The 22,572-nt window shown below is 64.8% G+C and carries 7 protein-coding genes and 1 tRNA gene; 5 read left to right on the top strand and 3 right to left on the bottom strand.

Annotated elements, in window-relative coordinates; genetic code table 11:
* Positions 1-66: 66 nt before the first annotated feature.
* The 4 genes from BFN03_RS14575 to BFN03_RS14560 all read left to right on the top strand — a co-directional run bounded on the left by BFN03_RS14575 (position 67) and on the right by BFN03_RS14560 (position 19,537).
* A complete protein-coding gene (locus tag BFN03_RS14575) occupies positions 67-870 on the top strand; it encodes an alpha/beta fold hydrolase (RefSeq protein ID WP_070379599.1) in 804 nt (267 codons plus the stop codon).
* A gap of 203 nt (positions 871-1,073) precedes the next feature.
* On the top strand, positions 1,074-17,792 hold the full coding sequence (locus BFN03_RS14570) for a non-ribosomal peptide synthetase (RefSeq protein ID WP_232320544.1): 16,719 nt from the start codon (positions 1,074-1,076) through the stop codon (positions 17,790-17,792).
* A 159-nt stretch (positions 17,793-17,951) separates the two neighbouring features.
* The gene (locus BFN03_RS14565) at positions 17,952-19,301 is read left to right on the top strand and encodes a lysine N(6)-hydroxylase/L-ornithine N(5)-oxygenase family protein (RefSeq protein WP_070380947.1); all 1,350 of its coding nucleotides are present in this window, start codon (positions 17,952-17,954) and stop codon (positions 19,299-19,301) included.
* Entirely contained in the window at positions 19,298-19,537 is a 240-nt protein-coding gene (locus tag BFN03_RS14560; RefSeq protein ID WP_070379598.1) for an MbtH family protein, read from the top strand. Before BFN03_RS14565 ends, BFN03_RS14560 begins: the two co-directional genes overlap by 4 nt.
* Before the next feature lie 94 nt (positions 19,538-19,631).
* On the opposite strand, the gene BFN03_RS14555 is transcribed toward BFN03_RS14560, so the two are convergent.
* Positions 19,632-21,065 (bottom strand): threonine/serine ThrE exporter family protein, encoded by a 1,434-nt coding sequence (locus BFN03_RS14555; RefSeq protein WP_070379597.1) that lies wholly within the window; start codon positions 21,063-21,065, stop codon positions 19,632-19,634.
* Position 21,066: 1 nt separating this feature from the next.
* Positions 21,067-21,447: a nuclear transport factor 2 family protein gene (locus tag BFN03_RS14550; protein ID WP_070379596.1), complete on the bottom strand. Its 381-nt coding sequence runs from the start codon at positions 21,445-21,447 to the stop codon at positions 21,067-21,069.
* A 90-nt stretch (positions 21,448-21,537) separates the two neighbouring features.
* On the opposite strand from BFN03_RS14550, the gene BFN03_RS14545 reads away from it, so the two are divergent.
* Positions 21,538-21,612: transfer RNA gene (locus BFN03_RS14545), tRNA-Thr, on the top strand.
* A gap of 55 nt (positions 21,613-21,667) precedes the next feature.
* Here the strand turns inward: BFN03_RS14545 and BFN03_RS14540 are convergent.
* Positions 21,668-22,480 (bottom strand): hypothetical protein, encoded by an 813-nt coding sequence (locus BFN03_RS14540; protein ID WP_070379595.1) that lies wholly within the window; start codon positions 22,478-22,480, stop codon positions 21,668-21,670.
* Positions 22,481-22,572: the final 92 nt, after the last annotated feature.

The following is a 22,572-nucleotide window of genomic DNA, read 5'->3' as shown; positions in this document are numbered from 1 at the left end:
CGGCAGCGCAGCCAGCTTAGGCTATCCAACCTTGATTGGTGAACCGTCACTTGGAAGGAAGCAGACATGACGATCGCTACGATCAACGGAATTCCCTTGAATTACCAGGTCAAGGGTTCCGGAGATCTTGTGGTGCTCATCATGGGAACCGGTAGTCCGGGCCGCGTGTGGGACCTGCATCAGACGCCGGCGTTGATCGATGCGGGCTACAGCGTCTGCACGTTCGACAACCGCGGCATCGCCCCGTCCGGGGAGAGCGTCGACGGGATCACCATGGACGACATGGTCTCCGACACCGCGGGGTTGATCGAGCACCTCGGGGGTGGAGCGGTCCGTGTCGTCGGCACGTCGATGGGCGCTCGCGTCGCTCAGGAACTCGCGTTGTCACGCCCCGACTTGGTGCGCAAGGCGGCGTTTCTTGCCGGGCATGCCCGGATGGACTATTTCCAGAAGACGCTGAGCGAGGGTGAGAGTGCCCTGTACGACAACGGCGTCGAGCTGCCGGCCAAGTATCAGGCTGCGGTCACTGCGGTGATGAATCTGTCTCCGGCGTCGCTGGTCGATCCGCACACCGCCCGCGACTGGCTCGACCTCTTCGAGTTCAGTGGGGGCAAGATGTCGGAAGGCGTGCGCGCCCAGATGAGGATGGATCGCAGCTTCGATCGCCGCGAGGCATACCGGGCGATTACCGTGCCGTGCCTGTCCATCGGGTTCGCCGATGACCGGATGATTCCGCCGTATCTCTCCCGTGAGGTGGCCGAAGTAATACCGTCCGCCCGGTACTACGAGATCTCCGACGTGGGCCATTACGGCTACCTCGAGCGTCCCGATGTGGTGAACAAGGTGCTGCTCGAGTTCCTCGCCGGATGACTTGGGGTTCGAGTGACACCCGCTCGTCCTGTGGAAGTCGGGTTGTTGTGAGTGGGTAGCCTAACCTAAACTCCATCGCGGGCTCGTCGCGCCGGCGAGTGCTCTCGACGGACGATGGGATCATCATGTCTCCGGACCATGCGGTGTCTCCGGACCACGCGGCGGCTGCCCGCCCTCAGTCGTCCTCCACGCTGCCCTCTTCGATGCGCACAGTGCTCCCACTGACTGCCGCTCAGACAGAGGTGTGGGTCGGGCAACAATTGCACCCGGAGAGTCCCGTCTACAACGTGTCGATGGCCGGCGAAGTCAACGATCCGATCGATATCGATCGTCTGATCACCTCGATCCGCAGGACCGTGGAGCGGGCCGAAGCCGTACACGTGCGCTTCGAAAGGGGCGAGGGCAAGGACCTGAGACAGGTTCCCCGCGATCCCCAGGATTGGACGCTGGAAGTAGTCGACCTGCGCGGTGAAGAGAATCCCGACGCGAGCGCTCGCGCATGGATGGATCGCGACATGCGGACCGTAATCGACCTCGGTGCAGACGCCCCCATGTTCCGGCAAGCCCTGCTTCGTACCGGCGACGAATCGCTGGTGTGGTACCAGCGTTATCACCACGCCGTCATGGACGGCTACGGGGTCGCCTTGCTGGTTGCCGAAGTAGTCGAGCGATACGACAGTCCTGACTTCGAGGTCGAGCCTGTCCCTTGGCCTCTCGACGCTCTCGTTACATCCGATCGCGAGTACCGCGCATCGAAGCGCTTCGCCGCTGACCGTGACTTCTGGATCGGGCAGGTGATCGATGCGCCCGAGCCGCCGAGGCTGCTCCCGCACGTCGTGGACGGTTCCGCTATCCCGATCTCCGCCTTGGTCGAGATTGACGGTGACGACGCCGACCAGCTCTACGCCTACGCCGCGGACGCCGGTATCAGGCGGACTCGTTTGCCGCTGGCTGCCGTCGTGGCATACATCCACCGTATGACGGGTGTACGCGACCTCATGCTGTCGTTGCCGATGACCGCCCGGGTGGGCCGCGACATGCGCCGCATTCCTGGAATGTGCTCGACGATCCTGCCGCTACGTATTCAGGTCGATCCGGACATGACAGTAGGCGAGTTGGCGAAGCGGATCGACACCACCCTCATTTCGATTCTGCGCCATGGGCGCTACCGCGGCGAGGATCTCGCCCGCGACCTTCGGTCGATCGATCCGGATCGTCAGATATTCGGTCCCGGTATCAATTCCATGATGTTCGAGCACGCGCTGACGCTCGGTGGCTTTCCCACACGGGTGCGCAGTTCAGCCACCGGAGTGGTGCGCGACCTCGACTTCTCGATTCGCGGCGGGCAGGATTCCGAGCCCATCGAGATCGACCTGCGGGCGCCTGCCGGTCTTCATGCTGAACTCGACGAGCACCGTCGCAGGCTCTCGCACTTCTTGGGTCAGTTCGTCGCCGAACCTTCGCTGAGCATTGCGTCGCTCGATCCGATGACGCTCGATGAGCGCAGGCAGTTGCTCGAGGAGTTCAACAACACTGCTGCTCAGCAGGAATCGACGACAGTCTCCGCTTTGTTCGAGGCGCAGGTGGCCAGCACCCCGGATGCCGAGGCGCTCGTCTCGGGGGCGGTGCGCCTGACCTACCGAGAGCTGGGAGAGCGTGTTGCGCAGCTCGCGCATCACTTGAGGGCCCGAGGAGTGGAGTCGGAAGAGGTTGTGGCGGTGGGTCTGCCGCGATCAGCCGAGATGGTGATCGGGCTGCTGGCCGTCATGTGCGCCGGGGGTGCGTTCGTACCGCTCGATCCGTCCTGGCCCCAGGATCGCCGCAGGTCGGTGCTCGCGGATGCCGGGGCTTCGCTCGTTCTCACCGGTCCCGGCGGCGTAGCTGACGCTGGGGAGTGGGCAGTGCCGGTAGATCTCGAGGATTGGGCGCATGCCGCGCAGCCCCCGGAGCTTCCTGTCGAGGCTGTTCAGGGTTCTTCACTGGCCTACGTCATCTTCACCTCGGGTTCGACGGGCCGTCCCAAGGGCGCGATGATCCGGCACGAAGCCGTGTGCGCGCGACTGCTGTGGCAGCGCGACGAGATCCTGCGCTTCGGCCCGGGGGACGCGTCGCTGTTCAAGGCGCCGCTTTCGTTCGATATTTCCGTGAACGAGATATTGCTGCCCCTCGTGTCGGGGGGGCGATTGGTGGTGGCCGAGCCAGGTGGGGAACGTGATCCGCAGTATCTCCTCGACCTGATCGCACGCGAGTCGGTGACATTCGTCTACCTGGTGTCCTCGATGCTCGACGTTTTGCTCGATCTGTCCCGCGGAACGGATCTACTGTCCGAGCTGAAACACGTTTGGTGTGGCGGCGAGGTTCTCACCCCGGAACTGTTCGAGAGGTTCAGGTCCCAGCTCGCGACCACGCTGTATCACGGCTACGGCCCGGCGGAGACGACTATCGGTGTGTCGCATGTGATCTACCGATCCGATGCCGCACGGATCGCGACCTCGATCGGCCGGCCGAATCCGAATACCCAGCTATACGTGCTGGACGAGCACTTGAACCCAGTGCCGATCGGGGTCGGTGGTGAACTGTATGCGGGCGGATTCCTCCTCGGGCGCGGGTATGTGAGTGCGCCCGGGCTTACGGCTGCCCGATTCGTTGCCAATCCCTTCGCGGACGACGGGTCGCGACTGTACCGGACGGGCGACCGAGCACGATGGACCGCGGACGGATCGCTGGACTTCCTCGGCCGCGCCGACAACCAGGTCAAGATCCGGGGCATGCGCCTGGAACTCGAGGACGTCGAGGCGGGGCTGGTGTCGCATCCGAGCGTCCGGCACAGCGCCGTCGTCGTTCGCCAGATTCCTTCCGGCACGAAGTATCTTGCTGCATACGTGGTCGCGGAACAGGGCATTGACCTGGATATCGCCGATCTGAGGGTGTGGGCGTCGTCGAAGTTGCCCGAGTACATGGTGCCGTCAGCGTTCGTCGTCCTCGACAGCTTCCCGCTCACACCCAATGGGAAGTTGGATCGCAGGGCACTACCTGAACCCGACCTCGCTGCGGCGAGCGAGGACTTGGCGCCGCGGACCGCGGTCGAGGAAAGGCTGTGTGCGCTCATTGCCGGCGTCCTCGGAGTGGAGACGGTGGGCGTGACGGACGATTTCTTCGCCCTCGGCGGTGACAGCATCGTCGCGATCCAATTGGTGAACCGTGCTCGACAAGAAGGGTTCTCGATCAGTCCCCGAGAGGTCTTCCAGCTCCGCACGGCCGAGGCGCTCGCCCGGACACAGGACGGCCGCGTTCGAGTCGAGGTCGACTCGGATGATGTCGCGGTTGGCGAGGTGCGAACCACCCCGATCCTGGCGCGTACCGGCGAGCGGGGCGCCGACGTCGCGGCGTTCCACCAGTCGGTGCTCGTGCAGACTCCTGCCGATCTGGCCGCGGAGACCGCCCGTACCGCCCTGGCCGCGGTCCTCGAAAGACACGACGCACTGAGAGCCAGACTCGTTCGCGGTGTGCGCTGGACGCTGTCGGTGCCGGAGTGGGATCCGGCTGCAGCCCACGACGTGCTTCGCGTCGTCCAGTTCGACGGCAGTCAGGCGCAACTCGATTCGGAAACCCGTGCGGCTGTCGGTCGCCTCGATCCCGACGCTGGGGCAATGGTGCAGGCGGTCCTGTTTTTCGACCAGGACGGTCCCGGGCGGATGTTGCTGGTCGCCCACCATGCGGTGGTAGACGGGGTGTCCTGGCGCATCATCCTCGAAGACCTTGCGAGCGCGGCCATGTCGGTCATGGCGGGTGGCACTCCCGAACTAGCGAAGGTCGGGATGTCGCTGCGACGGTGGTCGGAAGTGCTGAACGAGCATGTGAGGGAGGGCGCGTTCGACCACGAGTTGCCCTTCTGGTCCGAAGCGATCGCTACTCCCGATCCGAACATCGGTTCGCGGGCATTGGATCCGCTGCTCGACAAGGCCGGAGATGCGCAATCCCTCACGGTGGCATTGCCACCGGAGTTCACACACCCTCTTCTCACATCCGTACCGGCGGCGTTTCACGCCCAGGTGGGCGATGTGCTGCTCACTGGGCTTGCCGTGGCGTTGCGGAAGTGGCGTGCCGCGTGCGGAGCCGGCACGGATTCGGGCGCAGTACTTCTCGATCTCGAAGGTCATGGACGCGAGGAAGACGCGCTTCGTCGCGACGACGGAGGAATGGTCGACCTCTCCCGAACCGTCGGATGGTTCACCACCGTCTACCCGGTGGCGATCGACCCGGGGACGACGACAGCAGAGGAGGACCGCGAAGCGGACATGGCCCGTGCTCTGAAGGCGGTCAAGGACCAGCTTCGCCGGATTCCGGGGTCAGGGTTCGGCTACGGAGCTCTGCGCTACCTCGGCACGCCGAGACCGGAACTCGAGCGGGCACCGATCCCGCAGGTGCTGTTCAACTACCTCGGCCGGGTGCCGTCGGCGGCGGACGTCGACTGGCTTCCTCGTGCCATGAGCGGCGCCGACGACCCGCGAATGCCGCTCGGCCACGTACTGACCTTCGACGTGATCGCTGAGGAGGGCCCTGACGGCCCGGCGCTGACCAGCACGATGACCTGGGCGCCAGGGGTTCTCACGCGCGCGAGCGTCGAGGCGCTTGCCGAGGAGTGGACGGCGGCGCTCCGGGTGCTGGCCGGAGCGCAGCGCCACGGCGGGCATACGCCCTCGGACTTCCTGCTGGTCTCGCTGACTCGAGCGGACGTCGAGGCGCTACAGGGTACGGCGTCAACGGGAAGACTGGCGGAAGTCCTGCCGTTGACGCCGTTACAGGAAGGGATCTACTTCCAATCGGCTTTCGAGGACGCCAATTCCGATCCCTATGTGGTGCAGCAGGTGATCGAACTGACCGGACCCGTCGATGCGGCAGCGTTGCACCGTGGACTTCAGACAGTCGTCGACCGGCACGCCGCTCTCCGCGTCGGCGTTCAGGCGGTGTCGGACGGCCGGATCGTGCAGGTTGTCCGGGACGGCGTGCGGGTGCCGATGGAAGTGGTGGACCTGACCGCAGAAGCGGAACCGGCACAGCGAGTGGATGAGTTGCTGGCCGCCGACCGGGCCATCGGTTTCGACCTCGGACGCGCGCCCCTGGTGCGCTACACGCTTGCAAGGATCGCGGACAGGGATGCGGACGGAGTCGCGGCACCGAAGTTCCTTCTGCTGCAGTCGATCCACCACATCGTCGCGGACGGCTGGTCGGTACCGGTCATGCTGCGTGAACTGATGGCGCTCTACAGCGCCGAGGCAACACCGCCGACGCTGCCGGCACCCACGCCGTACCGCAGCTACCTCGAGTGGCTCGGGTCCCGGGACCGTGCGGCATCGCTTGCCGTGTGGCGGGAAGTGCTCGCCGATCTACCGGAACCCGTGGAGCTTCCGAATCCCCTGCTGCAGGGCCAATCCGGGATCCGCAAGATACGGATGCAGCTTCCGCCGGAAGAGACTGCCGCACTCACCACAATGGGTCGCGCTCGCGGACTGACCCTCAGCACGCTGGTCCACGGAACGTGGGGACTGGTTCTGGGCAGGCTGACGGGCGTAGAAGACGTGGTGTTCGGGTCGACGGTATCGGGTCGCGGCGGCGATCTACCCGGTATCGCGACCATGGTGGGCTTGTTCATCAACACCATTCCGACCCGGCTGCGATACCGGCCCGCCGACACGGTGGTGGATACCCTCGCCCGGTGGCAGCACGAGCAGTCGACGCTACTCGACCACCAGTATCTCGGTCTGTCCGACCTGCGCCGGGAAGCCGGACTGCACAACCTCTTCGAGACGCTGGTCGTCTTCGAGAACTATCCGCTCGGGGAAAGCGCCCTCACCGACCCCTCCGGTGCGGTGCAGGTGACGGACATTCGATTCGACGAACGCCCGCCGTATCCCATGACCTTGATCGTCGTTCCCGGCGGCGAGCTCACGCTCGACCTCGATTACGACGCGGCGCGCATCGACGAGACGACCGCGATCCGGTTCGCGGAGTCGACCGTCGCATATCTCACCGAGTTGACCCGCGACATGGATCAGAGTGTGTCACGAGTCGCGCTGGCCTCGCGTGAGTCGATCGACACGGCACTGCGCGAAGTACGGGTGGAGTTCCCTCGGACGACGGTGACGGCCCTCCTCGAGGAGCAGGCGAAGCGGACACCCGACGCCGTGGCGGTTGTGAGCGAGGACGAGCAACTTACGTATGCGCAGTTGCATGAGCGGGCCAACCGTCTGGCCCGGTTGCTCGTTGAGCGAGGGGTGGCACCGGAGTCGAAGGTGGCGGTGGCGTTGCCCCGTTCGCTGGACCTGATGGTCGCTCTCCTGGCGGTGGGGAAGGCGGGCGGCGCATACGTGCCACTCGATACCAGCTACCCCGTAGACCGATTGTCGTACATGCTCGATGACGCCGAACCGGTGTGCCTTCTGACCGACTCGGCTGCACCATTCGCCGGTGTCGACGTTCCACAGGTCCGGGTTTCCGATGCCGTGGGCTACTCGTCCGAGCCGCTGTCCGGTGTCGCGCTCGCTCCGCAGCACCCGGCTTACGTGATCTACACCTCGGGGTCGACCGGTCGCCCCAAGGGGGTTGTGGTACCCCATGCCGCAATCGTCAACCGATTGCTCTGGGAGCAACGCTTCCGGCCGATGACGGCCTCGGACAATGTGTTGCAGAAGACTCCCTCGAGTTTCGATGTGTCGGTCCCGGAGTTCTTCGGGCCGCTGCTGGCCGGCGCGACACTCGTCCTGGCGAGGCCGGACGGTCACAAGGATCCGGCATACCTCGCGGATGTCATCATCCAGCGGTCGATCACTCGGGTGCGGTTCGTCCCGTCGATGCTCGAGGCGTTCCTCGCCGAGCCTGCCGCAGCGCGATGCACCGGATTGCGCATCATCTCCTGCAGTGGGGAAGCGCTGCCGGTGACGTCGGCCCGGCGAGTTGCCGAAGTCCTGCCCGGAGTGGAACTCGACAACCTCTACGGTCCTACCGAGGCGTCGGTGGAGGTCAGCTTCGCGGCGTCCGTCCAGGGAATCGAAGCCTCGGCGCCGTCTGTGCCGATCGGCTTGCCGACCTCCAACACCGGTCTGTACGTGCTCGACCGCTACCTGCAACCGGTGCCGGATGGTACTTCGGGTGAGCTGTATCTGTCCGGGGCGCAACTGGCCAGGGGGTATTTGGGCAGGCCCGCACTCAGCGCCGAGCGTTTCGTGGCTGATCCGTTCTCTGCTAAGGGATCTCGGATGTACCGGACCGGTGACATCGCTCGAATCGGCGCGGGGGGTGCTGTCGAGTACGTCGGTCGGGCAGACGATCAGGTGAAGCTGCGAGGCTTCCGCATCGAACTGGGCGAGATCGAAGCTCAGATGGCCGCGTGCCCCGGTGTGCGGCAGGCGGCCGCAATCGTGCGCTCGGATCGGCCGGGCCTGCAACAACTGGTCGGGTATCTGGGCGGTGACGCCGATCCGGACGACGTCCGACAGCGCCTGACTGCCACCCTGCCGGAGTTCATGGTGCCGGTCGCGTTCGTGACGCTGGCGGAGTTCCCGGTCAGCCCGAGCGGCAAGCTGGATCGCAAAGCCCTGCCTGCGCCAGACTTCTCGGCGCATGTCACTACCACTCAGATTGACGTGGCAACGGTTGACCACAGTGGTGTGGCAGCGGTGCTGGCCGGCCACTATGCCCAGATCCTCGGCCTTGAAGCAGTCGGCCAGAATGATGACTTCTTCGCGCTCGGCGGCGACAGTATCCTCGCCATTCGCCTGGTGAATCTTGCTCGCCGCGAGGGGATCACGATCACTCCGCGGCAGATTTTCGAGCATCGAACGCCGTCTGTACTGGCAGGAGCGGTCAGCGGGTCCGGCGTTGCCCCGCTCGCCGCAGTGGACGACTCCGGGACCGGCGTCGTGTGGCCGCTTCCGGTTGTGCACCGGCTCTCGGAGTGGAGCGGCGGAAAGAACCGTTTCAATCAGGCGGTACTCCTGAACACTCCGGCCGGCACCAGCACCGAGGTGCTCGGGCGCGCCCTGCACGGGGTACTCGACCACCACGACGGCCTGCGGCAGCGGCTTACTCGGCACGCGCCGGGGGTGTGGTCGCTCGAGATCACCGAATCAGCGGAACTGGCTCTGCGACGCATCGATGTCACCGGTCTCGATGACGTTGCACTGCGTGAATCGGTGTCGGCGGAATCCGATGCGGCCACCGATCGCCTCGACCCCGACAGCGGAGTCATGCTCTCTGCGGTGTGGTTCGACGCCGGTCCGGATGACCTCGGGAGGCTCTTGCTCGTCGCTCACCACCTCGTGGTCGACGCGGTGTCGTGGCGGATCTTGGTCGAGGACCTGGCCATGGCGTGGGTGGCCACCGACAGCGGTCAACCCGCGGCACTCGACCCGGTGGGTACGTCGCTGCGCGGATTCGCGCGCGTACTCACCGAGCAGGCACACGAACCCGCCCGGCTCGGGGAGCTCGATCACTGGCTGCAGGTCACCGAACCCGGTGCGGAACTGGTACCCGGTGCCACCGGTCATGCGGTTGTCAGCAGCGGAGCACGGCGCACCGTACGTGTGGACGCCGAGCTCACGAAGACCCTGTTGACCAGGGTTCCAGGAGTCGTCGGCGCCGATGTCACCGATGTGCTGCTCGCGGGGCTGGCTCTGGCCGTCGACCGGTGGTTCGCCGGCCGCGAGCACGGTCCGGACCTGCTGGTGGACCTCGAGCGGCACGGACGCGAGGAGTTGGCCCGGGGCGTGGATCTATCCCGCACCGTCGGCTGGATCACCAATGTCACCCCGGTCCGGTTGGGCAGCCGGGGAGATGCACTAGAGACGCTGAAGGACGTCAAGGAACGGTTGCGCGGCGCGCCCGACGGCGGAATCGGCTACGGAATGCTCCGGTACCTCAACGCCAGTACCTCGAGAGTGCTCGAGGCAAGGTCGGAGTCGCAGGTGCTGTTCAACTACCTCGGCCGCCTGCCGCAGGCGGAGACCGGTGTCTGGACGTATGCTGCCGAATCCGATTCCCTGGCAACCGATCCCGACGGAGACTTGGGTGGACCCTATCGGCTCGTGATCAATGCGCTGTGCGAGGAAGCCGAGCATGGCGCCGAACTGCAGGCGGTCTTCGCCTGGTCGGAGGACGACCTCAGCGAGGACGATGCGATCGCGATCAGCGACGGCTGGGTGAGGGCGCTGCGCGATCTCGCCGACGCCGCGGCGGCACACGACGGACCGGCGATCCTGACCCCGTCCGATCTCCCGCTCGTGACGCTGAAGCAGCGAGAGGTCGATCGGATAGTGGCGGCAAGTCCTACCGGGGTCGACACGATACTGCCGCTGTCGCCGCTACAGGAAGGTCTGTACTTTCAGGCCGGGTTCGACGCCGGGTCCGACATCTACACGGCGCAGTTCACCCTGGACTTCGGGCATCGCCTCGACATCGAACGCCTCGCCGGCGCTCTGCGAACTCTCCAGCGCCGCAATCCCACCCTGAGAGCGGGTTTCGTCAGCGAAGGACTCAGCGCGCCTGTACAGTTCGTCGCTTCCGGCCTAGACGTTCCGATCGTCGAGTTCGATCTTCGTGAACTCGACGAGGGCGATCGAAACGCCCGCGCTGCCGAGTTGGCGGCACAGGATCGGCTGACGCCGTTCGATCTCACCTCACCCCCGCTGTGGCGGGTCATGGTTCTGCGTCTGACGGACACGCACGATCGCCTGGTGGTCAACCGCCAGTTCCTGCTGTGGGACGGATGGTCCAATTCGATCGTGGTGAGCCAGTTGCTGGCTCTCTACGAATCGGGTGGCGACGACTCCGGGTTCGGTTCCCCCGAAGGTACATTCGAGGACTATCTGACCTGGCTCGCCGCGCGGGACACCGGCGCCGCGCAGGCCGCGTGGGCCGAGGCGCTGCGCGGACTCGAGGAACCGACACAGCTCGCGGTGAGTTCCCCAGGGGATCCGCTGCCGCCCCGGCAGTACGATGCGGTGCTGCCTGAGGAACTGAGCGAGCGACTGCGCGCGAGCGCCAGAGGTGCGGGTGTCACGCTCAATGCGGTGCTCAGCGCGGCTCTGGCCGTCGTTCTCGGGGTCGAGACTGGGCGTCAGGACCTGGTTTTCGGCACCACCGTCGCCGGTCGCCCGCCGGAGGTTCCGGGGCTGGACGGGGTGGCTGGGATGTTCCTCAATACGGTTCCCGTCCGGATGACGTTGCGTCCGAACGAGAGTGTGGTCGACCTACTGCGCCGGACACAGTCCGACCGGTTGTCGCTGAGCCCCTACGACTATCTCGGGTTGGCATCCATTCAGCGGGTCACCGAGCATCGCCGGCTGTTCGACGTGTTGTACGTGCTGCAGAACTTCGTGGACGAGAAGCAGGTGTCGGCCCTCAACGATGCGCACGACATCAGTGGCGGCGACAGCATCGATCACACCCACTACCCGGTCACGGTCGTCGTGACGCCGGGGGCGAGTGTGAAAGTGAAGTTCGAGTTCCACCCCGAGACGGTCGCGGACTATCGCGTCGAACGCATGCTGTCCCGGTTCGTGGCCGTTCTCGAGCAATGGTCCACCGACGTCACGGGCGCGGTCGCCGGAATCGTCGGAGCCGCCGAGCCGGTGCCCAGCGAGCCGAGGCCGCTACCCGACGCGACGGTTGCAGAGTTGCTCGGGGATATCGCGCGCGTTCAGCCCGACGAGACTGCCCTGGTCTTCGGTGAACGGACGGTGAGCTACGCCGAACTCGACGCCGACGTGAATCGGATGGCCAGGCTCCTGCTCGGTCACGGGGCAGGCCCCGAACAGATCGTGGCTCTTGCCCTGCCTCGGTCGGTGGAGATGGTGGTGGCGCTGTTCGCTGTGCTGCGCACCGGTTCGGCATACCTGCCGCTCGAACTCGATCACCCGGCAGAGCGCTTGATCGGAATGCTCGAGGACGCGGGCCCGACCACACTGGTGACCACGTCGTCGCTCGCGCAGACCCTGGCCGCGGCCGCGGTGGACGTGCTCGTCCTCGACGAAGTGGACTTCACGGCAGTCCCGTCCGCGCCACTGTCCGATGCCGAACTCCGCGGTTTCGCGCCCGGAAATCCCAGGCGACTCGAGCACCCGGCATACGTCATCTACACCTCGGGATCGACGGGGAAGCCGAAGGGTGTCGTGACCGGGTACCGCGGTCTGACCAATATGCAGCTCAATCACCGCGAGGCGATCTTCGACCCCGCGGTGAGAGCGACGGGTGGACGGCGACTGCGAATCGCGCACACCGTGTCGTTTGCATTCGACATGTCGTGGGAAGAGTTGTTGTGGCTGGTGGAGGGCCATGAGGTACACATATGCGACGAGAACCTCCGACGCGATGCCGAGGCCCTCGTCGCCTACTGCGACGCCCGCGAGATCGACGTCGTCAATGTGACGCCGACGTACGCGCAGCATCTCTTCGAGGAGGGGCTACTCGAAGACAGCCCAGGACGCCACCGGCCACCACTGGTGCTGCTCGGCGGCGAGGCAGTGTCGGATTCGGTGTGGAACCGGTTGCGCGACACCGACGGGACCTTTGGATACAACCTGTACGGCCCGACCGAGTACACGATCAACACTCTCGGCGCGAGTACCGCGGACAGTGCCACGTCGACGATCGGCGCGCCGATCTGGAACACGTCAGCCTACGTGCTCGATCCTTGGCTTCGTCCGGTTCCGGACGGTGTCACCGGCGAGTTGTACATCTCCGGGGTCGGGTTGGCTCGAGGCTATCTGGGCCGATTCGCGCTGACGGCGGAGCGTTTCGTGGCGAACCCGTTCGAGGAGTCCGTACGTATGTATCGGACGGGCGATCTGGTGCGTCGCCGCATGGACGGAAACCTCGACTACCTCGGCCGCACCGACGATCAGGTGAAGATTCGTGGTCATCGGGTGGAGTTGGGCGAGATCTCCTCGGCGCTCGAATCGTTGGACACTGTGCGCCAGGCGACTGTCGTGGTCGATTCGGGCCCCGGTGGATTCACCCGTCTGGTCGGGTACGTGGTGTCCGCACGCCCTCGCGGCTCGCAGGGTGCCGACCAGTACCGTCCGGCGGTGCGTGGGCTGCTGCCCGACTACATGGTGCCGGCCGCGATCATCGAGGTCGACAGCTTGCCGATGACGATGAACGGCAAACTCGACGTCAAGGCGCTGCCGTCCGCGGATGAGGTTCTGGGTGCCCGCGGTGGCGAACGGACGCAGCCGAGCAACGACACCGAACGCATCCTGGCCGGTCTGTTCGGAGAGGTTCTCGGGGTTCCGACTCCCGGCATCGACGACAACTTCTTCGATCTCGGTGGTCATTCGCTGCTGGCGACGAGGCTGATCAGTCGTGCACGGAGTGCGCTCGAGGCGGACTTGACCATGCGCGATCTGTTCGAGGCACCCACTGTCGCGGAGCTGGCTTCCCGTATCGGCAACGACACGAGCTCGAAACGGCCCGCCCTGGTAGCACGGCCGAGGCCCGAGAATCTGCCGCTCTCTGCTGCGCAACAACGACTCTGGCTGTTGCAGCAGATCGACGGGGCATCTGCTGCATACAACTTCCCGATCGTCCTGCGGCTGCAAGCAGCACTCGACCCGGGGTTGTTCCAGCAGGCACTGACCGACGTGGTGAGGCGGCACGAGTCTTTGCGGACGGTCTTCGGAGAGCACGACGGCGAACCGATTCAGTTGATCCTGAACGACGTTCGCCCCGAGGTGACCGAGTGTGACGCCACGGAAGCCGAACTCGCCCAATTGGTCGCCGAGACCGTGGGCCGCCCGTTCGATTTGGGCGCGGAGATCCCGATCCGGGCAAGGCTGATCACGGTCGCCGGGGAACAGGTGCTGGCGATAGTGCTGCACCACATCACCACCGACGAGTGGTCGGACCGCCCATTCCTGCGCGATCTGATGACCGCGTATACCGCCCGGGCGCAGGGAGCGGCACCATCGTGGGAACCGCTCGGCGTGCAGTATGCCGACTACACGCTGTGGCAACGAGATCTGCTCGGTGACCCGGACGACCCCTCGAGTGTCATGAGCGGTCAACTCGGCTACTGGGCAAAGACACTCGATTCGGTCCCGGAGGAGTTGGCGCTCCCCACCGATCACACTCGCCCCGCCTGGCCGAGTTTCACAGGCGGAGCAATCGAGATGACACTCGACGCCGCGACCACACGGGCCCTACGGTCTCTCGCACGGGCGTCGGGAGCCACCATGTTCATGGTTCTGCACGCGGCGTCCGCAGCGTTGCTGCACCGGCTTGGTGCGGGCGATGACCTGCCGCTCGGCGCGCCGGTCGCCGGGCGCAGCGAGCAGGGACTGGACGAGCTGATCGGCTTCTTCGTCAACACCGTAGTGTTGCGGACCGACGTGTCGGGCAACCCCACCTTCGACGAACTGCTGGCTCGGGTCCGCGACACAGACCTGGCGGCCTTCGCGAATGCGGACGTCCCCTTCGAAACCGTTGTGGAGAGGGTGAATCCCGCACGCACTCCGGCCCGGAACCCGCTGTTCCAGGTGATGGTCGGCTACCACACCCGGGCGTCCGACTCGGTGGTTGCGGAAGGGGCCGTCCCGGTCTCGTTCGAAGAGCGCACGGCCAAGTTCGATCTGGTGTTCAACTACACCGAGTACCTCGACGCCGAGCGCGTGGAATTGCGCCTCGAGTACGGCTCCGACCTCTTCGATCGCGATACCGCGGCGAAGATCGCGCGCCGTCAGATCGCGGTTCTCGATGCACTGGCGTCCGATTCCGGTGTGGTGATCGGCGATCTCGACGTCTTTCTCGACGACGAGCGTGATCTGGTGTTGCACGGGTTCAACGACACAGGGCAGGAGGTACCGGAGGAGACGTTCTTCGAGGCGTTCATGCGCCACGTCGCGTCGACCCCGGAGGCTGTCGCTGTGATCGACTCGCACGGTCAGGTGACATATGCAGAACTGAGCGACCGAGCCGACCGCATTGCCGCACTCTTGCATCGGCGCGGTGTATCCGTCGAAAGCGTGGTGGGATTGGCGCTACCGCGGTCGATCGAGATGGTGGCGACAGTCGTCGGTGTGCTCAGGCTCGGAGCGGCGTACCTGCCGCTCGATCTGAACCACCCGGCAGAGCGCATCTCCTACATGCTTGCCGATTCGGCCGCACAGGTGTTGGTGACAACGGTGCGGGACAGCACCTACATCGCCAAGGCAAACACACTCGACCGCGTTGTCATCGACGATCCGTCGATCATCGCCGAACTCGACGGCGCCGATGGTGTGGACCTGCCACACCCGCCGAGCGGCCTGGACCATGCCGCGTACGTCATCTACACATCGGGTTCGACCGGCAAACCCAAGGGCGCGGTCCTTACTCACGACGGAATTCCCAGCCTCGTCGCCACGGCCGAGGAGAGAATGCGACTGGTTCGCGGCTCGGTGGTGATGCAGTTCGCCTCGATCGGATTCGACGTCGCCGTGTTCGAGCTGTCCATGGCGCTGTGCACGGGTTCGCGTTTGGTGATCGTGCCGGACGAGTCCCGTGTGGCGGGCCCGGAGCTCACCGACTTCATGGCCGAACACGCTGTGACGCACGCGATCATTCCGCCGTCGTTGATGGCGGCGCTACCGCCCGGATGCGATGTCCCGGCAGGGTGCACGGTGCTGGTGGGTACGGAGACCGTGCCGCCCGAACTGATCGGCCGCTGGGCCGAGCGGCTGAATCTGTTGGCGGCATATGGTCTCACCGAAGCCACCGTCAACAACACCCTGTGGCAGGCCCGGCCTGGATGGGACTCGGCAGTACCGATCGGAATTCCTGATCCCAACGAGCAGGCGTACGTACTCGACGATCTGCTGAATCCGGTTCCGCCCGGGGTGGCGGGCGAGTTGTACATCGCCGGACGCGGTCTCGCCCGCGGATACCTGGGGAAGTCTGCCCTCACCTCCGGACGATTCGTATCGAACCCGTTCGGTGAGGCTGGATCTCGGATGTACCGGACCGGCGACCGTGCGCGCTGGCGGGCGGACGGAAATATCGACTTCCTCGGACGTGTCGATGATCAGGTGAAGATTCGCGGATTCCGTATCGAACTCGGCGAGATCATCGCGGCCCTCGGTAGCCACGCCGATGTGAAACAGTCGGCGGTGCTGGCGGATCGGGAGGGCGACATCGTCCGCCTCGTCGGCTACGTGACCGTGTCCGATGGCCGGGCCGAGCGCGTCGATCCACAGGCACTGCGTGCCCATGCCGCCGACCGCCTGCCGGACTACATGGTGCCGACCGTGGTCGTCGTTCTCGACGGCGATCTGCCGCTGACCCCCAACGGCAAACTCGACCGCAAGGCGCTTCCGCGACCGGACTGGTCGGCGCTGACCGGGGTCGTCGCCGCGCAGACCCCGCAGCAGAAAGAGATAGCGGAGGTATTCGCCGAGATCCTGCACCTGCCCTCAGTGGGCATCCACGACAACTTCTTCGACCTCGGCGGCAACTCCATGGCGTCGATGAGGTTGGTTGGAACCCTTCGCAAGCGGTTCGGAGTCGACCTGACCATCAGGGACGTGTTCGACAGTTCCACTGTGGCCGGACTCTCCGAGATCGTCGCCGGCGCGGCCAGATCCGGCCGGCCGGTACTGGTGCCCGCAGGCCCAAGGCCGGAGACGCTACCGCTGTCCGGACCGCAACGGCGGTTCTGGAGGCAATTCCGCGCGGGGGGCGCCGAGGCGCAGGCCAGTCACGCACTGTCGGTGCAGATTCGCGGCACAGTTGATCCGGAAATCCTGGCACGGGCACTCGACGACGTCACGTCCCGGCACGAACCACTGCGCACTGTGTACGCCGAACTCGGCGATACCGTTGTCGCGCGGGAAGCGGTTCGCCCTGTTCTCGCAGTCGTCGACGTCGGTGGCGGTGACGTACACCGGACGGTCTTCGAGTTGGCGCAACAGCCAATGGACCTCACCGAACAGGCACCGCTACGGGCTCATCTCGTCAGCGCTGCGGACGGCACGCAGGTGCTGCTCCTGGCGATGCACTACATTGCGGTGGACGAGTGGTCGGTGGTGCCGCTGCTCAGCGATCTGATGGGCGCGTACGCTTCCCGGTCCAGCGGCGACGAACCCGACTGGGAACCACTAACTGTCGAGTACCCCGATTACGTCGTGTGGCATGAGGCGCTGACCGGCGATCCCCACGATCCGGACAGTCGATATTCCCGCCAGCTCGCCTACTGGCGGGAGAGATTGGCCGGCATGCCGCCCCGGCTCGAGCTACCGGCACCGAGCGGGTCCGGATCCCGGACCCCAGAAGTGACTCTGCAGTTGATACCTGTCGAGATCGACTCGGAATTGCATTCTTCGATCGATGCTTTCGCTAGGGATACCGGAACGAGTCTGTTCATGGTGCTGCAGGCCGCTCTCGCGACCGTGCTGACCCGTCACGGCGCCGGCACGGATATTCCGCTCGGATCGCTGGTTGCGGGTCGCTCCGAGCAAGCACTCGACGCGCTGATCGGTTGCTTCTTCAACATCGTTCTGTTGCGAACGGATACGAGCGGCGATCCGGATCCCGTAGAGCTGCTGCAGCGTATCCGCAGATCGAATCTCGATGCGCTCGACAATCAGGACGTGGCCTTCGCGGATGTCGTGGACGCTGTGGGAGATGGGTCGGCCGTGCTGCGCCCGCAGGTCATGCTCGTACACCACGAACAGGCGAGGCTCGATCATCTGGACGCATTGGGTGCACTGATGCCGGTCCCGGTGGGCGTTCCGGATGTGGATCTGACGCTCAGTTTCTACGAACCGATCGACGACGGGCCCGTGCACGCGTACTTCTCGTTCTCCTCGGAAGTACTGGACGTCGAGACGGTCCGCTGCTGGGCATCGGAGATGTCGAGCCTGGCCGCTCAGTGGACTGGCAACATTCGATGATCAGGGGTGACCGAGATCTCATTTCTGTGAACAATGGGGCCTGAGTTCAGCGATTTACGGCTTGTTACGGGAACCTAAATAAGGATAGGCTTCGCTACAGTTTCGAGCGGACGGTGGCTGGGCCGAGTACGGCACGGCGTCGAGGACGGATGACGAATGATGAGTGAATCGCCGAAGATTGTCGGAACCGATGATCTTCCAGAGCGAGATATCGTGGGTGTCGGGTTCGGGCCCGCGAATCTCGCTCTGGCCATTGCCATCGAGGAACACAACGCCACGTGTGCGCCGGGCGAGCGGATCAGCGCACAATTCTTCGAGGCACGGAACCGATTCGAGTGGCATCCCGGCATGCTCCTCGACGGTGCGACGATGCAGATCGCCTTCCCCAAGGATCTGGTCACGTTCCGCAATCCACGTAGCGCATTCACCTTCTTCAACTACCTCTTCGAGCAGGGCCGTCTCGTCGATTTCGTCAATCACCAAACCTTCTTCCCCACGCGGCACGAGTTCAACGACTACCTGAAGTGGGCGGCCCGGCACGTTGAAGCCGACGTCCGCTACGACACAGCGGTGGAGTCGGTGCGCGGAATCCGGGGCGAGGACGGCGTCGTCGATCGGCTCGAGGTCAGGGCGTCCGGAGGTGCCAGGGTGATCGCGCGCAACGTGGTGATGGGTCTGGGCCTTCGGGAGCGAGTACCGGAGTGGGCCAATCTCTCGACGCGCTGCTTCCACAATCACCAGTTCCTCTATCGTGTCGCCGAGATGCCCGCCCCGGTACATCAGCGGTTCGTCGTTCTCGGTGCGGGCCAAAGTGCCGCGGAGATCGTGCAGTACCTGCACACCAACTATCCCGAAGCCGAAGTCCACAACGTCTTCTCGCGATACGGTTACAGCCCGGCCGACGACAGTCCCTACGCCAACCGCATCTTCGACCCTCAGGCCGTCGACGATCTCCACGGTGCCCCGGAGGACGAGCGCCTTCGACTGCTCGATACACACAGAGGCACCAACTATTCGGTGGTCGACATCGACCTCATCAACGAGATCTACGCGACCGAGTATCAGGAGCGTGTGCGCGGGCATCGTCGTCTGTTCATGCGCCGTGCCTCTGAGGTGGTAGCAGTCGAGGAAACGTCGGACGGAATCGATGTTGCTGTGCACAGCGCGCTCGATGGCCTCACCGATTCGCTCACGTGTGATGCACTGATCCTGGCCACCGGGTTCGCGCCCGCACCTCTCGACCCGCTTCTCGGCGATCTGGCGCCAGAAGCCGACGGGCCATACGCGGTGGGTCGTGACTATCGATTGGCGGTTTCGCCCGACGTCGCAGCGGGAATCTACATGCAGGGCGGGACGGAGAAGACGCACGGAATCACGTCGTCGCTCCTGTCGAACGTGGCCGTGCGAGCAGGAGAGATCGTGACATCTGTCGTAAGAAGACGTGGTCGCGACGGCGCCCTTGCTACTGTGAAAGCACAGGACACGTACGTGACAAGCGAGGCGAAATGAGCACCAATCCGTTTGATGACGAAGAAGGCCGCTTTTACGTGCTGGTGAACGACGAGGAACAGCACTCACTGTGGCCCACGTTCTCTGAGGTGCCAGCGGGCTGGCGCGTGGTTTTCGGGGAAGAAAGCCGGGCGGCATGCCTCGAATACGTGGAGAAGAACTGGACCGATATGAGGCCTAAGAGCCTGCGTGAGGCCATGGAGGCCGACGAGAAATCGAGAGTCGACAATAGCTGAGGCTTGTGGCGCTGCCGGCCGCCCGAAGGCGGGCAGCGCAGCGCTGGATTCTTAGTGGCCTTGGTTCCTGAGGTAGCGGTGCATGACGCCTGTGTCAGGCCACCTTTTCAGCTTCGAGCGGCCTTCGTCTGCGTGTCTTGAAGACGGGTCGACGGATGTCGTCTACGCGACGCAACATGCGCGGTTTCCGCAAGGTCCGCGCGATCCATTCACCGAGTGAGACTCCGGCCGCGAGTGCGCAGCCGATACCGAATGCGGACAGCAAAGCGCTGAGTCCGACCAGTAGTTGGTCGTTGAGTAGGGAGTACAAGCCCCTGTACAGGGACAGTCCCGGCAGTAGGGGCATGATCCCGGCCACCGCGACCACGAGAGGCGGCGTCAGCGCGCGGCGGGCCATCAGGCCGCCGGCGAATCCGACCACCGTCGCGGCAAGAGCGGCCCCGATGACCGGGCCGACACCGAACTGTTGCGTCACCACGAAGACCAGGGCGCCGGCGGCGCCTCCGATCCAGGCGACTGTGAGTGCACGCTTCTCGGCGTAGCAGGCCAGCGCGTAGAACATCGCTGCGAAAGCACCTGACAGCACCATGACGGGTACCCGTGCGAGTTGCGTGGCCTCCACGTTGACGGGTGGCAGCGTCGAGCCCAACATGCCGGCCAGGCGCAGCGATATGGCCACACCGGCGATGATTCCGCCGGTCATCATGAGGACCTCGAAAAACCGGGCCGCCGCAGTGATCGGTGCTCCGGTGATGGCGTCCTGTACGGAGCCGACCATCGACAGGCCGGACAGCAGCACCACCACGCCGGCCGCGATGATCTGTGACGGTCTGATTTCCACACCAAGTTGGTCTTGGAACGTGTACAGCGTCGCGGCAGGGGCGGCTGCTACGAGACCGCCTACCACCTGCTGGAAGAAGAAGGGCAGGCCAATGCGGTTGAGGACGCGGTTGACCCGGTAGATCACCATCGTCGTGAGGAAGGCAACTGACGCGACCAGCACGCCGCCACCGACCAACACCGAGATCGACGCAGCCATCCCAGACCACGCGAGCGTGGCGATCCACCGGTTGTACGGGTGCGGCGCAGTTGTCACCGTGGTGAGGGACTCGTGCGCCTCCTTCGGAGTGATCGCTTCCCGGCGGATCCGTCGCGTGAGCCGGTCGACGGCCGCGAGTCGGGTGAAGTCCATCGACCGGTAGTGCACGATCCGCATGGTGCTCGCCGGGGGAAGCGTCGGACCGCGATATGCGGACAGCACGATGGAGTTGAACGTGACATCTACATCGCACTGGGCAAGACCGTAGGTGGCGGCGATGAACTGTACCTGCTCGGCGGTGTCCATCGCGCCGGTGCCCGATGCGAGAAGTACCTCACCGACACGGACGGCGAGGTCGAGTGCTTCGGCAACCGCGGCGTCGTCGGTGAGATCGATCGGCTGCAGCGGAGACGGTGCAGTGGTGAGCACATCGACGGTGGCGCGCCGGTCGCCCGTGACGCGCGGGAAGGAGTTTGTGAGTTTGGCCATACTATGAGTCAGAGACGAGGTCTTTCTCGGTCAGATCGGTACTGGAGAGTGCAAGCTCGAGGGTCTCATGGCGGAACGTGGAGATCACCTGATCATTGACGACACGAAATGCGGACGCCACGATACGTGATTCCGCAGGATCGGTGGTCGACCTGGCTTCTTGCTCGACCACCAGAACACCGTTGTAGTAGTACATCCTCCTGGGCGTCAAGGTGATACCGGCGGTCGATGCCCACTCTCTCAGTGCGGGAAGCCCTTGACTGGCACCCGTCGGGCCACCCAGCTCGATGTCATCGCTCGACAGGGAAAGCAGTGTGTCGATGTCACCGGCGTTGAGGGCGTCGTGCCAGGCGAGGACGGTGGCGATTTCCGAGGTACTCATGGCTTCAACGCTATCCAAAACGGGCGGGCGTCGGCGACGACTCGGCTATGGATATGATGGGCGCGCACGTTCGCCTCCCGGCGCGCGTCCGCCTCCTTAGCTCAGTGGTAGAGCACTCGCCTTGTAAGCGAGCGGTCGTCAGTTCAATCCTGACAGGGGGCTCCATCGGAACGGCCCGCCGCCTCGTGTGAGGCGGCGGGCCGTTTTGTCGTCTCCGAGGTCAGCAGTCGCCGCGCTCGATCATCTGTGCCGCCTCGATGTAGGAGGCTTGCGTGTCGGGTGTCGCGGACGTCCAGTTAGTGCTGGTCTGCATTAACTCAAGTATGACCTGGGGATCGTCGGTTCCAAGTTGGCCCATGGCGGTAGTCAGCTCGTCGCACGCCTGGCCAAGGCTCACGTCCGACGACGGCGCGGCGTCCGCCTCCGTTGTGGCGGCCGATGTCGTTTCTGAGGGTGCGGTCGGTGTTCCTGCCGCGGCGGTGGGGGTTTGGGTCTTCGTTGCGACGACTTCGTCGTGGTTCGGCATCCGCGACGGCGGGGCCGATTCGGGAAGACCGGTAGCAGTCCATGTGGCGGCTGGGAACATTCCGTCCGCGAGATAGGAGATTTCCTTGACCTCGAGGCCGGGTTCTCCTGTCCAGGTAACCATTCCGGAACGTTCATGCCCGGCCGGCACCTCGCCTGTGGTGTCGATGTCGTCCGACTCGCCACCGATCGACAGGTTCATGGATCTGCCATCCACCAGGACTGCCTTGAACGCGTTCGAGTACAAAGGAGTCTCGCCACTGATCGATCGGACGGAGACAGCCGCCCGATACTGGTGGTCCGGCTTGATCTCGCCGTAGTAGTCCATTTCGCGGGTGATCAGGTCCGAGACGGTGATCTCTGCTTCCCAGCCGTCACCCTTGACGGTCTGCGACTTGCCGAGTTCGGCGGTCGGTACCGAGTTCGATGAGCCTGTGTCAGAGTTGGAGCACGCCCCGAGCACCAGCGCGGCGGTGGATAGGGCGACTGCGGTGATAGTGCGTTTCATCGGGATATGAAACCATCCGGTCGGTCCTTAACTCGATCCGCCCTCCGTCAAATGGGGCGCAAACCCTCCCTGTCCTGTTCAGCTTCGCCGAC

It is taken from the genome of Rhodococcus sp. WMMA185 (genome assembly GCF_001767395.1).
Taxonomy (GTDB): domain Bacteria; phylum Actinomycetota; class Actinomycetes; order Mycobacteriales; family Mycobacteriaceae; genus Rhodococcus_F.
This window is presented reverse-complemented; position numbering and strand designations above follow the sequence as displayed.

Coding starts and splice junctions, on each gene's coding strand:
- BFN03_RS14575 (WP_070379599.1), top strand. CDS start 67: ATGACGATCGCTACGATCAACGGAATTCCCTTGAATTACCAGGTCAAG.
- BFN03_RS14570 (WP_232320544.1), top strand. CDS start 1,074: ATGCGCACAGTGCTCCCACTGACTGCCGCTCAGACAGAGGTGTGGGTC.
- BFN03_RS14565 (WP_070380947.1), top strand. CDS start 17,952: ATGAGTGAATCGCCGAAGATTGTCGGAACCGATGATCTTCCAGAGCGA.
- BFN03_RS14560 (WP_070379598.1), top strand. CDS start 19,298: ATGAGCACCAATCCGTTTGATGACGAAGAAGGCCGCTTTTACGTGCTG.
- BFN03_RS14555 (WP_070379597.1), bottom strand. CDS start 21,065: ATGGCCAAACTCACAAACTCCTTCCCGCGCGTCACGGGCGACCGGCGC.
- BFN03_RS14550 (WP_070379596.1), bottom strand. CDS start 21,447: ATGAGTACCTCGGAAATCGCCACCGTCCTCGCCTGGCACGACGCCCTC.
- BFN03_RS14540 (WP_070379595.1), bottom strand. CDS start 22,480: ATGAAACGCACTATCACCGCAGTCGCCCTATCCACCGCCGCGCTGGTG.